At 44.3% G+C, this 13,014-nt stretch carries 14 protein-coding genes; 4 read left to right on the forward strand and 10 right to left on the reverse strand.

Annotated elements, in window-relative coordinates:
* The first annotated feature begins 28 nt into the window (after positions 1-28).
* Positions 29-1,099, forward strand: coding sequence for a DNA cytosine methyltransferase (locus QUB63_RS10615; protein ID WP_332945007.1), 1,071 nt, complete (start codon positions 29-31; stop codon positions 1,097-1,099).
* Here QUB63_RS10615 and QUB63_RS10620 read toward each other — a convergent pair.
* The 10 genes from QUB63_RS10620 to psaK all read right to left on the reverse strand — a co-directional run bounded on the left by QUB63_RS10620 (position 1,066) and on the right by psaK (position 9,469).
* Positions 1,066-1,764 carry an MAE_28990/MAE_18760 family HEPN-like nuclease gene (locus QUB63_RS10620; protein ID WP_332945008.1) on the reverse strand — a complete coding sequence of 233 codons (699 nt, stop codon included), beginning with the start codon at positions 1,762-1,764 and terminating at the stop codon, positions 1,066-1,068. The genes QUB63_RS10615 and QUB63_RS10620 overlap by 34 nt on opposite strands.
* On the reverse strand, positions 1,761-2,378 hold the full coding sequence (locus QUB63_RS10625) for a hypothetical protein (protein WP_332945009.1): 618 nt from the start codon (positions 2,376-2,378) through the stop codon (positions 1,761-1,763). Before QUB63_RS10625 ends, QUB63_RS10620 begins: the two co-directional genes overlap by 4 nt.
* A gap of 27 nt (positions 2,379-2,405) precedes the next feature.
* Positions 2,406-2,867, reverse strand: coding sequence for a DUF262 domain-containing protein (locus QUB63_RS10630; protein WP_332945010.1), 462 nt, complete (start codon positions 2,865-2,867; stop codon positions 2,406-2,408).
* A gap of 399 nt (positions 2,868-3,266) precedes the next feature.
* Positions 3,267-3,614: a XisI protein gene (locus QUB63_RS10635; RefSeq protein WP_332945011.1), complete on the reverse strand. Its 348-nt coding sequence runs from the start codon at positions 3,612-3,614 to the stop codon at positions 3,267-3,269.
* Positions 3,590-4,018: an element excision factor XisH family protein gene (locus QUB63_RS10640; RefSeq protein WP_332945012.1), complete on the reverse strand. Its 429-nt coding sequence runs from the start codon at positions 4,016-4,018 to the stop codon at positions 3,590-3,592. The genes QUB63_RS10635 and QUB63_RS10640 overlap by 25 nt, the downstream gene beginning before the upstream one ends.
* 163 nt (positions 4,019-4,181) lie before the next feature.
* Entirely contained in the window at positions 4,182-4,400 is a 219-nt protein-coding gene (locus QUB63_RS10645) for a DUF2283 domain-containing protein (RefSeq protein ID WP_332945013.1), read from the reverse strand.
* 472 nt (positions 4,401-4,872) lie between these two features.
* The gene (locus tag QUB63_RS10650; RefSeq protein WP_332945014.1) at positions 4,873-5,706 is read right to left on the reverse strand and encodes a DUF928 domain-containing protein; all 834 of its coding nucleotides are present in this window, start codon (positions 5,704-5,706) and stop codon (positions 4,873-4,875) included.
* A gap of 47 nt (positions 5,707-5,753) precedes the next feature.
* Positions 5,754-7,715, reverse strand: a complete 1,962-nt coding sequence (locus QUB63_RS10655) for a CHASE2 domain-containing protein (RefSeq protein WP_332945015.1) — start codon at positions 7,713-7,715, stop codon at positions 5,754-5,756.
* A gap of 191 nt (positions 7,716-7,906) precedes the next feature.
* Complete coding sequence (locus QUB63_RS10660; protein WP_332945016.1) at positions 7,907-9,103, reverse strand: site-2 protease family protein; 1,197 nt, start codon at positions 9,101-9,103, stop codon at positions 7,907-7,909.
* Positions 9,104-9,184: 81 nt separating this feature from the next.
* Positions 9,185-9,469, reverse strand: a complete 285-nt coding sequence (gene psaK / locus QUB63_RS10665) for a photosystem I reaction center subunit PsaK (RefSeq protein WP_332945017.1) — start codon at positions 9,467-9,469, stop codon at positions 9,185-9,187.
* 134 nt (positions 9,470-9,603) lie between these two features.
* On the opposite strand from psaK, the gene QUB63_RS10670 reads away from it, so the two are divergent.
* The 3 genes from QUB63_RS10670 to QUB63_RS10680 all read left to right on the forward strand — a co-directional run bounded on the left by QUB63_RS10670 (position 9,604) and on the right by QUB63_RS10680 (position 12,476).
* The gene (locus QUB63_RS10670; RefSeq protein WP_332945018.1) at positions 9,604-10,254 is read left to right on the forward strand and encodes a phosphoribosylanthranilate isomerase; all 651 of its coding nucleotides are present in this window, start codon (positions 9,604-9,606) and stop codon (positions 10,252-10,254) included.
* Positions 10,255-10,565: 311 nt separating this feature from the next.
* Positions 10,566-11,132: a CPBP family glutamic-type intramembrane protease gene (locus tag QUB63_RS10675; RefSeq protein ID WP_332945019.1), complete on the forward strand. Its 567-nt coding sequence runs from the start codon at positions 10,566-10,568 to the stop codon at positions 11,130-11,132.
* 45 nt (positions 11,133-11,177) lie between these two features.
* Positions 11,178-12,476, forward strand: coding sequence for a HEAT repeat domain-containing protein (locus tag QUB63_RS10680; protein WP_332945020.1), 1,299 nt, complete (start codon positions 11,178-11,180; stop codon positions 12,474-12,476).
* Positions 12,477-13,014 lie beyond the last annotated feature (538 nt).

The following is a 13,014-nucleotide window of genomic DNA, read 5'->3' on the forward strand; positions in this document are numbered from 1 at the left end:
GGTTGGATCTCCTAACAAGAAGGAATGAATGGCTAGAAGCATCTCTACAGTCGATATATTTTGTGGCGCTGGAGGACTAACGCATGGGTTTGAGCAAGCAGGTCTGACCGTTAAAGCTGGATATGATATAGATCCCGCGTGTCAGTTTCCCTACGAACACAACAACAAGGCAAAATTTGTATTGCAAGATGTGGAAAATATCAGCGGTTTTGATTTAGCAGAACATTTTTCTGGAAACAGTATTAACGTATTAGCAGGATGCGCTCCTTGTCAGCCATTTTCAAGTTATTCAAGACGTTATAACGATCGACAGTCAAAGTGGAAACTCTTGCAAGATTTTGCTCGTCTGATTTTAGAATGCGAACCAGAAATTATTTCAATGGAAAATGTAATTCAGTTAAAACATCATGCAGTTTTTGAGGAATTTATCGCCCCGTTGAAAAAGTTAAACTATTGTTTTGAGTCTTATGAGGTTAACTGCTTGGAGTATGGAATCCCTCAATCTCGAAAGCGCTTAGTCTTACTTGCTTCAAAATTTGGCAAAATTAGCCTGATTTCACCAACACATAACCCAAATAATTATCAAACAGTTAGACAAAGTATTGAAAATCTAGAACTCCTGTCAGCAGGGCAATCTTCCAAAACAGATTGGCTGCATAGATGTAGTAAGCTTTCGGATCTCAATCTGCGCCGCATTCGTGCTTCCCAACCTGGAGGAACTTGGCGAGATTGGCCTAAAGACTTAATTGCGAAATGTCACTTAAAAAAGAGCGGTAAAACCTATCCAGGAGTGTATGGTAGAATGGAATGGGATAAACCTAGTCCAACTATTACTACTCAATGTTTTGGTTTTGGTAATGGTCGGTTTGGTCATCCCGAACAAGACAGGGCTATTTCTCTGAGAGAAGCAGCTTTATTACAAACTTTTCCAGCAGCATATCAGTTTGTAGCCTCTGATGAACCAGTAGCGATCGATATAGTAGGGCGATTAATTGGGAATGCTGTTCCTGTCAAACTAGGTCAAGTAATTGCTCGTAGTATACTAAATCATATTGAACAGTTTAGTCAAGGAGTTCCCGATGTGGCTGAATCTAAGTAGTCTTGATTTGATAAATATTGTTCAATATTTTGCAGTATTTGCCTTAAATATCTGACTGTCTTATTCTTAATTGCGAATAACTCATCTGCTGTTTTATCTTTTCCTACCTCTGCGAAAGATTTAACGCCGTGTGCTAAATCATTCCTATTTGACTTAATTATCAGCAAATCGTTTCCATCACCTGTTTTGGCATAGTCAGTCAGATGTGAAAATCCATACTCAGTTGCCGTCGTTCTTATTTTTCTACCGTCCAGGTTTCCCGAAAAAAGATCTTCTTTATCAAACCCAGCATTAATAATATCGATAGAAATAGCTGTTATACTTGACAATATTTTGTCAGGATCTCGCTTTTTGAAGTTTTTGAGGACAATTTTCTTGAGTTCGGGTCTAATTTCGTCGTAGCCAATACCTTGACCTCGTAGTTCATCAAATATTGCTTGAATCGCGTTTCGCATTGTTGATTCAACTAGGTTATAGAGCAACAGAAAACCACTAGCTTTTAACGTCTTGAATAACTCAGCATCAATTTCTTTTATTTTGGGTACTCCTCCCGTAGCATCCATAGTTAATTTGGTAGTTCCCTGTTCCAAACTCTTCAAAAACATAAAATATTTGCTCACTTCCCTAGAGCGTTCATTGAAGTCATGAAATAATGGGCTAGTCATGATTTACCGAGAAGTTGATCGCGAACATATTCGATACGACGAATTACTTTAGGTTTAGAATTGCTTGCATCTGAGGTAGTATAGTCCTTGAATTCTGGCGAGTCGAGCCACTTGATTGACTTTGGTTCAAGATCGCTCTTTTTCCTTAAAGCAAGGGCCACACCTACAGAAATTGCCTCAAATCGAATTCGAGGTGTTTTTACATGACCTTTTGCTTTACTAAATCCATTGGGGAAGTATTTCTCAACAAAGTCTAGCATTTTGTGAAATTCAGAGCGCATATCATTTTGGTTAATTCCATCATGATTATGTTTTTCCAGATATTCATTGAGAAACTCATTGACCCGTTTCCCAAAGTTCTGATAGTTGTTTAAGTATGCAAAAAAACGTAACACAAACTCTTCTGGTTCGCGTTTGCGGACAAATGGATCTGGTAAGGGGCATAGTTTAATAAATTTGGGAGTTTTGGCAAGTTCTTCAAGAAGATCGACAAACGGGCCAGGAGATATGCCTCTACGCTTCTCCATGTCATTTAGTTCGACGCTACCCGTATTGATGCGTTCAAACATATCCCGTCGCGTTTCTTCATCAGCTTTCTCAGTCAGCACAATCATGCGAATGGTGGCACGGTTGAATCGTCTCTATCTTGCTAGCGGCAAATCGCTGAATTTGAAGTTGTTAAGCTTCTTGAGTTTTTCTAGTCCACATAACTTTAAATCGTTATGGATAAATCTGTCTAAAGTGCGGATACGTTGAGTTCCATCAACAATTTCTAACCGAGCTAAATCATCCTCATCATCTTCTTGCTTGGGTCGCAAATCAGCAACAAAAATAAAGGGTATAGGTAGTCCTAGCAAAAGAGATTCAATAAACTTTGACTGCCGGGTTTCTTCCCAAATCATATCTCGTTGATAGTCGGGTATATACAACTCACTGGTGTCTTCATCCAACCCATCTCTGTATTTCTGGACAAGCACTTCCACTGGATATTCTTTTGTGTCATAGTCAACGGTTTTTTGTTTTTCCCGAATTTCGGCTTCTGCAGCTTCTCTTTGTTCATCTGCAATCTCGGATTGCGGTGGTATTTTTGGGGCTTTTGCCATTTTAATCTCCTGTTCTGAGAGAATAAGTGTAATAGAATTACAGAATAGTCAAAGCACAGTACAAAGATATAGCAGTTCTCAGAAAGATAAGGTACGTTGTTGGGATGAGAGCCCTCTAAAGATTTGTTATATAGCAAGGTATGCGCCTAACAACTCCATTTACAGTCATACCTCATCTATCCGATCGAGGCTATATATTTTATAGCACTAGATTAAAAATAAAGCATCTCATCAGAAATGCGATCTACAGTCTGCTACACCTCTTGGAGCAATTATGGCCGATCTAAAAGTGATGCAGGCAAGAGCAGGTTTAGGGTACAATATCAAATAAACGTTGGTAGCCCTCGCACTTGGGGATAGAAGCCCGATCGCCATTATAGAACGATCGCTTTCCAGGAGCTATGCGCGAGCGTATCCAGTATATTCTCGTACTTCGGGAGGATGAAAAGCCAGGACAATGCAATCTTTAGGTACTCCAGCAGCAACAAGTTCACCCGTAATCCCATCTTCAATTCCGTCATAGTGAATCCAGATTTTGTCATGGCGAATTTGGGCATGGACGATACAGCCATGAACTCGCAGGTTATTTTCCCAGCCTTCATCTACCAGCATAAAATGGTTGCGATCGCGGCTGACAATAAAATAAGTGTTCACCTCACCATAACTATAAGGAAGATCTGCATAATATTGGAGAATTTTCTCCATAATTTCACGCCATTCGTCTAGGGGTTGATTTGCGGTTTCCATTGAATTATTTCCTCACTTATGAAGTCAAAAACTATCAGGCTAAAATCAGGTTCTTCTAACAGAAGTTGTCCAGCTTCCTCTTGGAATAAAGTCTCAAAGATGTTGCGGCTGACGGCTAGATAGAGACGACGCTCTGGATCTTTTTTTCGGAGTGCTCTAGCGTACAGAAAGAACTGTCCCCAAGCATTTTCGAGGTCATTGATGGGAGAAGGACTAAGAAAGCTTTTGATTTCGACGGCGATTTTTTCCGAATCTCGTTCAGCAGCAATGAGTTTTTCAGCCCCCAGATCGACAAATGTGGATCGTTTTCCTATCTTGAGGATAAGCGGGTCATCAGTAATTGTCCAACCGTCTTTGATGAGGGCAGTGCGGACGGTATTATGATAGAGGTCTTTGGCGGGCATACTGTTAATCTAGGAGAGTTGGTGAGCGATGCAGTAAAACGTCAAGAATATAATGCACGATCGCATTACCCAATTCCCTCGGATCGGTGCTTATGCAATCTCTCCCCATACACGCGCCCCTCACCCATCAGTGTCTCATCATCCATGCGATCGCCTTCCCTATTTAAACTACGCTAAAAGATATATTTTCTAGCACTACATTAGGGATATTTCCTGCACCTAAAACCTGTGTAGCATCTAAAACTTCTATCCCTACTAATAACTCATTTTCACCCATATTTAAAGCAATTTCATCAGTTAACTGTAAACTGCGACACTGATGCTTACCTTCTACAAGTCTAATGTAGAGAGCATCAACTTCTGAATCATAACTAATCTTCATAAAGTTTTACCTCAACAATAAAAAGTATAGACCGTGATAACGACTAACTCAGTATCAGTTTCGGCAACAATTGGTGCTACTTTCTTGAGAGAGTAGAACTTACCCTGCCTATCATTATTATACTGAAAGGTGGCTTGATATTTGTATCTACCATTTTTAGCAGGTTGTCGATTACCTGTAAGAATGGTATCAACAATTTATGCGACCTTTGTACCTCTTTCAATCGCTTGTTCTTGGGCATGATTAGTTAATCTAATGGGTTTCACTTTTGCTTGTCCAATAAATTAATCGATCGCAGCCGACTCTTGACCGCTAAAATGAGAGCGATCGCTACTTTTTTCTGATTCTACGATTTTAGATCGCAGTTAGATACTTTGTTAACGAGAGACACAATTTCTGTTATTTTTACTGAAACAATGAGTGGGCGGGCAGACAAACCCGCCTAAAAAGTTAAATGAAAATGCAGTACAGCTTATGGTTGCGGCTGAATTTGGACGATCGGCTCTTTAGCAATTTTGCCCAATTTCACTGAATCCAGCAAGCTTTCCCAATCAGCCTGCAGCACTGCATCCGAGGGCTTAGCGCGGCGAGCGGCAGCTAGATTGCTGAGGGCATCTTGCCAAATCCCATTTTCAGCATAAATAAAGGTTTTCTGGCGCGGATCTGCCTGCTCTAATTGACGGAGGATATCTGCACTTAGTTCAACTCGCTGTACAGTACCGGTTTCGAGCTGATCGGCCGATCTGTCTTGAGGGTTGCAAATCACTGTAAAACTCCAACTGTAACTTTTTCCTGCTTCCAAGGGAGGCACATTTTTGTTAGCGGGGATACTAACGCCGATCACCCCTGATAAATTGGTAACTGTGAGAGTCTGTTGATAAATCTGGTTGCCGCTTTTGTCTAGTAGGATAAATTCGGCTAATTTCGCTTCTGTCGCTTGTGTCGCTTGTGTCGCCTCTGTGGCTTCTGTCGCTTCTATTTCAGGCAAGTAGAAAAAGAAGGTTGGATAGTCGGAAACAGTCTGTCCGATTTTATTTTGAGGGACTAAGGCTGTGAGATTTATTGGATTTAGCGGATTGTTTTTGGTGCAACTGCCGCGGATCGTTCTGGGCGCTGCACTGGGCGGCCGATCGATATCTTCAGGAGGCTGAACGAAGCGCGGCCCTCCCGACTCACTGCGCGGCTTGCCCCTGCCCCCCAACCCACTTGGCAGATCCTGTCCCAGACCTACAAATTGGCAAGTGTTAAATGCTCCTATCAATAATATGGAACCAAATGCGATCGCTTTTAGCCGAAATTTAATCATTTTTCCCATCGGAGTTACCTAATTTTTTCAAGTTATTGTGTGTCTTTTTACTTTGCCAATATTTCTCCTCCCAAGACGCGGTAGACATTAACTTTTTGCTGCCTCCCTTTTAAGGGTAAAGCTCCCCAAGATTCTACCTCAAATTTCCCTTCCAGATGCACTAAAGTTTCTTCGGCAATCAAGATCCGGCAGGTGTCCTCTTGCCGATCTTTTTCGCAGCTTTCCAGGCGAGAAGCGATATTTACACTATCGCCGATTACTCCATATTCTAAACGGGTTTTACCGCCCAAACTGCCCACCACTATCGGCCCTGTAAAAATTCCGACTCGCATTTTTGCCGACGGTAAACCGCGAGCGAGCCAATTTTGATTCAGGGCTGGCAAGCGCGAACTTATAGCTAGAGCGCAAGATACTGCAAGGCGAGCATCTTCGGCAATTTCTTGGGGAGTTGTGCGGGGAATGGGCACGCCAAATACTGCCAGCATTCCATCTCCGGTAAATTTATTAATCACGCCTTGATGTTTTTGCACTTCCTGGGCCATTGCTGATAAATATTCATTTAACCAAGGCATTACTACTTCTGGCGGTAGTTGTTCGGAAATCGTGCTAAAACCCTGCAAGTCAGTCATTATCATTGTAGCAGTCACTCTTTGCCCGGGCAATAGCCCCGACTGGAGGAGATGGACGCGCTCTTTCCACAGGGCATTGGCGATCGCCGGTGAAGTTTGCTGTCCTAACAGTTTCATGACAATTTCTTGCTGCTGCTTTGACTGTTGGTACTTGTATGTGATAATAACTGCCGGAGCGATCGAAAATGCCAGAGTCGGGGCACTCAGAGATATCCAGCCCTGTTGAGTAAATAAAAAAAATGTGAATCCCCATAATATGCCACCAAGTGCGATCGCGCTGACCATGAAACCGAGCGTATTTTCTAGCCGCCAAGCTAAACAGCCGCCAACTCCTGCCCAAACAGCGATCCAAAGGATTTCTTGCCATTCATCCCAAAACCAAAATAGCTTTTTGCCGTCTAAAACTGCGCTGAGAATTTGGCTAGTTGCCGTTGCGTGAATCAATACCCCAGGCATGAGGCGGTTATCGCTGGCAGTAGCGCTGTAAGGAGTAGAAAAGATATCTTTTACAGTTCGGGCTGTAATCCCGACGAGCACTATTTTATCCTTCACCAATTTGGGGTCAAGTTTTCCCTCCAAAACTTGAGTTAGTGTCACGGTTTTTGCGATATTTTCAGCAGAGCGGTAATTCAGCATGATTTGATAGCCTCGAGCATCAATTGTCTGATACCCTCCTGAGTTCGCTCGCAGTAGCGGAAAGACTGTTTCTCCTAGCTGAATTTCTTTATTTTGTGTGACTTTTGTTGGCGTTTTTTGGGCCGCCAAATATTTAAAAGCTAGCAGCATAGCAAATGAGTTAGGAGTCGATTCTTCATCGGGAATAAACATCATCTGTCGTCGAATTGTGCCGTCTGGATCGAGGAATAAATCGTTAAATCCTATCTGTTTTTTGGGTATGTTGGGAGGTGGGGGAGCTCGATCGTACTCAGAGTTTCCGATGAAGGTAATGGCGATGACTTTGGGGTTTTTAAATTGAGCAGCCAATTCTGCGTTTCCCGGTTCGTAGGGGATATCGCGAACGATATCCAGGCCAATAGCGACGGGTTCGAGACGCGCTATGGAGGCGATCGCACGAGCTAAAACGCGATCGGAAATTGGCCATTTCTTAAAAGCATGAATGTCCTGTTCTGTGATTGTGACTACCAGCAACCTCGGGTCAGCACCCGGATCGGGGCGCAACTGTACCATCAGGTCAAAAGCCTTTAATTCCAATGGCTGCAACCAGCCTAAATGTCGGACTCCTAATAGAGTTCCCGTCACGACAAGCCAGGTAATAGCCAGAGGTTGCAAGTCAGCCAAGGGGAAGGAATAAGTTAAGTTTTTCCAACTCCAACGTTTCTCCCCCAGTTTGTTATAAATTATCTTAAACAATTTGGGCATAATTCTTGTTTGAAGCTTCCTTGAAATTTGTGCGCAAGCTTTTGTAGTGCGAGCGTCCCCGCTCGCTTTCGGTTAGACAACACTGGCGAGCGGGGACAGCACTCAAACAAAAACGCTTTTTACACTCCCCAGAGATGCTCCCGTCTGCTACATCTTAACTTGTCAGTAATCCGGATTGCGGTGCCCAATGTTTAATTTTCCTGTGCGGTTTTGGCGATCGCACTTAACTGCAATCCCTGCGGATAAATGTTTTCTTCTTTGCTGCGCTTGATGTCGGCGTCGGAAATCTTGGGTTTGAGGTATTTTGCCAAAACTTTCACCACGTCGCCCCGATCGATCGTCCCTACGACTGAACCAATGGGCGAGAGCACGATGATTCGCGGGAGTTGGCGGGCTTCCATGCTGTTAATTACTTCTGCGATGGATGCTTTTTCTGAGACTGTGGGGGTTTTTCCCAGGGGTTTCAAAATGTTGTGCAAAGTTTGGAGTTGCCACTGACTGCGCTCTGTGCAGCGGATATCGTCGATCGACACTAACCCCAAATCCCGCCCGTTGGTCGCAGCAATGTAAAATGGAAACGGATTGACTTCTAACAAATAGCGATCGGCAAATTCTCGCAGACTCAAATCTGCATCTACCACTCGAAACTCGCGGCTCATCGCATCGGCGGCTTTTGTTTTTAGCAGGGCTTCTTGCAACGAAGTAAAGCGGCTGTATGCGCTAGCATTCCGAATCGCAAAAGAGCCGATCAGCGCAATCCACAAGCCGCCGTACTGGCGCGCTAACAAACATAAACTTACACCGAAAGCAACGGCCAACCAACCCAAAACTTGTCCTGTTTTTGCCGCCCAGCGCACGCCGGCAAATCGAGAGCCGGTGATTTTCCAAATAGCTGCTTTTAAAACTTGTCCTCCGTCCAAAGGCAGACCGGGAATTAAGTTAAATAATCCCAAAACAAGATTGATTACTGCTACCTTTTCGGTGACAATTGCCAGCAAACTTGTCGGGGGGAAAACTTGAGAACCCAAACCGAGGATTAAAAACAGCGCCAAGCTGACGAGAGGGCCGGCAATGGCTACTTGAAAAGCTTGACCGGGAGTTTTTGATTCCGAGTCGATCGATGCAACTCCGCCAAATAAGAATAGAGTAATAGAATTAACTTTAATGCCTTGCGATATGGCCGCCAAGCTGTGTCCGAGTTCGTGCAAGAGTACGGAAGCAAACAGCAGCAGAGCTATGGCCAACCCGGCACTCCACGAGAGCGCTGGTCCCCACAAGCGGTAACTGCTGGCGTATTCGCGCGTTGCGAGGGCTAAAATAATAAACCACGAATAATCTATCAGTAGCGGGATGCCAAATAAAGAGCCGATTCGCCAACCTGTCTGCATGAAATTTTCCTGGGAAAGGAGAGCAAGAAAGAGTTTCTATTATATCTTTTCTGACCCTTGCCTTTCCCCTTGCCCTGATTTCTAAAGAACTCCGGCGTTACCCAAGCCCAAGATTACTCCAGCCCCGAGCAAGTGGCCGAAGCTGGTTGTGGCCAGCAATTCTGGGATGCCGAAGCCTTTGAACATTCCAGGGACTGCAACGGGTAAAGCTGGGCCTTTGCCTCGGTTTTGCTTGTTTATGCCGTAGTAGCCGATCGCGATCGCCAGCAAATTGCATAAAATCATTGTCAGTCCTACCAGTGGCGACCACTCAGGCGTTGAGGGAGCGGTAGCTTGTACGGCTAACAGCAAAGATGAGTTAATCACGTTTATATGCTCCTGATTTCACAGATTAATTGATTTAGAAAATTATAAAAAGTATTTTGCATTAAACTAAGATTTGTTTTAATAGTTAACAATTCGTTGATATTTTGATACAAATTCAGCACAGAGGAAAAAGAGTGCGGGTAAAAATTTGCGGAATCACTAAATTAGACCAGTCCAGGGCGATCGCCCGTTTGGGAGCCCAAGCTTTGGGGTTTATCTGCGTGCCGGCTTCCCCGCGCTATGTCAGCCCCGACACAATTCGCCTGATTGTCGAGCAGTTGCCGGAAAATGTCGATCGCATCGGAGTTTTTGCAAATACCACAATAGAAAATATCTGTCAAGTAACGGCCGAGTCAAATTTAACTGGGGTGCAGTTGCACGGAGATGAAACACCGGAATATTGCGATCGGCTGCGCGAGTTTTTGCCGGGAATTGAAATTATCAAAGCTTTGAGAGTTAAGACTCCTGAAACTTTAGCAACCGCTGCTATTTACGCTGTTCGCGTCGATACTTTACTGCTGGATGCTTACCATCGAGAGCAACTCGGCGGTACTGGCAAAACTATAGACTGGATGATGTTAGCAGAGTTTAAACCGCCGTGTCCTTGGCTGCTGGCGGGCGGCTTAACACCCGATAATATTTTAAATGCAATTGATAGCGCGATCGGCCCTAACTTCAGCGGTGTTGACCTTTCTAGCGGCGTAGAAATAGCGCCGGGAGATAAAGATTTGACCAAAGTTGCTCAGTTGTTTGCTAACTTAAGTCTACTTACTAATCCTAGGTAATTGGTAATTGGGAAAAAGGTAATTGGGAAAAAGGTAATATCATGTCCGGTCGAGCACCCTAACAAAAACGGTTCGTAGTGCGCCCGAAAGTCTGCAGCCGGAGCGGACTTCAGTCCGCACTACAAACCAATATTATTGTGGTCAATTCACGCCTACATGATATAATTGGTAATTGGTAATTGGTCATTGGTAATACAGATTTCGTGCTTTTTATTCCTTTGATTCTTTAGTCCGCTTGGAGTGGACGAAAGTTTGTGTAGTGGGGTTTCAAGATCCGATTCCCATCTACTAATATCTGTTAAAAACTTTTAATGCTAAATTTGATTATGTTAAATTTTAGTGCGATCGCACTGTTGGAGTTACTCGCGCGCCGCCTCACCCACGCTTTTTCAACTATTCCCGATTTCACCGATTGGCTGGTTGCAGCCATGCTCGCGCTAGTTTACAGTGCGATCGCGCTTCCCGTCGGTTTTTGGTCGGGATTTCTGAAAGTAGACGTGCCAACCTCTCGGCGTACAATTGCGGCAGTGCTGATTGGCTGTTTGTTAAGTCCCGGTATCACCGAGGAAGTATTTTTCCGCGTGTTAATGCTGCCGCATCCCTTCGAGAAGGCTTCTGGGTTAATGCTGTGGTTTTGGGGATGCTTGAGTTTGGCGCTGTTTGTAGTTTACCACCCGCTGAACGCGCTGACTTTTTATCCCGTTGGTCGATCGACCTTTATGAATCCAGTGTTTTTGCTGCTGGCGGCTGTTTTGGGGGTAGCGTGTTCCATCGCGTACCTGCTCATCGGTTCCATCTGGCCTGCGGTGGCTGTGCACTGGCTGGCTGTGACAGCTTGGCTGCTGCTATTGGGCGGTTACAGGAGGCTGTATGGTTAAATGTACACAGTCCAGCATAACTATATTGTCGGGAGGAACTCAATCGTGGGTATCATAGGAGCGATCGTAGGTTTTTTGGCAGGGATAGCAGTTGCTTACTGGTTAGTAGAAAAGCGGTTGCACAAGCAAAAGCAAGAACACTTGCAGCAAACTCGCAGAATAGCTCAGGATATAGAACTAGCTCAGATATCTCGGATGCAGCAAAATGCCGAATCCCAGCACCCAGAAGGGGAAGAACGGCTGAGAAAAGCTACTGTCGAACACGAAAATTTACTCAGACAAGTTACAACCCAATACGAAAATCAACTCCAACAAGTTACCAATCAATACGAAAATCAGCTCAAACAAGTTCTCGCAGAACGCGATCGGCTCCAACAAGTTGCTGGCGCACACGAGAATCAGATCCGACAAGTCAGCGAGGAATTAGAGGCCGCTAACAATGCTAGGTTGCAGCAAAATATACAATCTTTGCAAGCAGAACACGAACATCATTTACTCACAGTTGCTGACGAACTGCATCACAATTATCAAGCTCAGATGGAGCAACATTTGCAAAACCTGCAAAACGAGCACGAAATTCGATTGAGACAAACTGCCGAGGAATATGAGAACCGCGAAGTAGAAATGCACTTAAGTATGCAGGCTTTGCAAGAGCAATACGAGAGTCAGTTGCAAGCAGCAAACTCGCAGTTGCAAGCTCACGAAGCTCAGATGCAAGCTACTATCAGGTCTTTGCAACAGCAGTACGAGAGTAATGTACAACAACAAGAAGTCCCGGATCAGCAGTTCAGTCAGTTAAATCAAACAGAATTTGGAGAAGATTTACCACAACAAGAAGTTGGGCAAGAACAGTCAAGTGAGTTAAATCAAACAGAAGTTGAACAAGAGTTAAATTACACAGATTTTTCGGAACCAGAATCACTTGATTTACATCAACCAGAAGTCGAACAACAGCATCAATTTTCCAGACCAGCACCAAGCTACTCATCGGTGGCGCAGTTGATGGGATGCGTTCAAAGTCAGGACACAGAAACCCGCAAGTTTGCAGCGTCTGCTTTAGGTAAAATGGGTGCTGCTAATGCTTTGAGAACCGACGGTCAGCGAGCAATAGAAACCTTGGGAAAATTAGCTCAAGATTTTCACCCGGAGGTGCGGGAAGCTGCTGTGGAAGCACTAGCAATGATTAAATCGGAAAAAGTTATTCCGCTGTTGCAAAAAGCTTTGCGAGATACAGATAGCGGTGTGGCGGTGGCGGCAAGTGCTGCGCTGAATAAGTTTAAGTTTTATCCGCGCACTCCGGCGGCTAAACCGAAAATTGTTGATATCAAGAAACCAAAGCGTTAAGCAGTTACTGCAACAGCGTAGGGACACCACAATGTTCATTGGTGTCAACAAACAGGTCAAATCTATTGTCAGTCTTCGGTCTGGCGATTAAGGCCAGATCCCCCCTAGCCCCCCTTAAAAAGCTATGCCTTACTCACATCTTTCTTAACATTTCCCGAGCGATCGCTCCTGTGCGATCGAACTCTGATTCTGCCATAACCTGTTCTCAATAAACTCAAGTTGTTCTCAACAAACATAATTGTTCAATTGTCAAGGGTTGTGGCTGGAATCGAGCTTAAAAGCTTTGTCAAACAAGGGTTTGAAGATTGTTACAAAATATGTGAGTAAGGCATAGCCTTAAAAAGGGGGGGATAAGAGTCTTCTCTTTCGTCAACCCCTACTCCCCTTCTTAATGGGGATGCGAGGGGGATCGGGCCTCCGCTATAAACGAGAGATACAAGGGTTTTCATGATAAAGTTGACACCAATGAACAATGTTGTGCCCCTACACTGTTGCTTACTGAGTTTATTTATGGCAGGTTTGTAGTGCGCCCGAAAGT

Source organism: Microcoleus sp. ARI1-B5 (assembly GCF_036705795.1).
Classification (GTDB): Bacteria; Cyanobacteriota; Cyanobacteriia; order Cyanobacteriales; family Microcoleaceae; genus Microcoleus.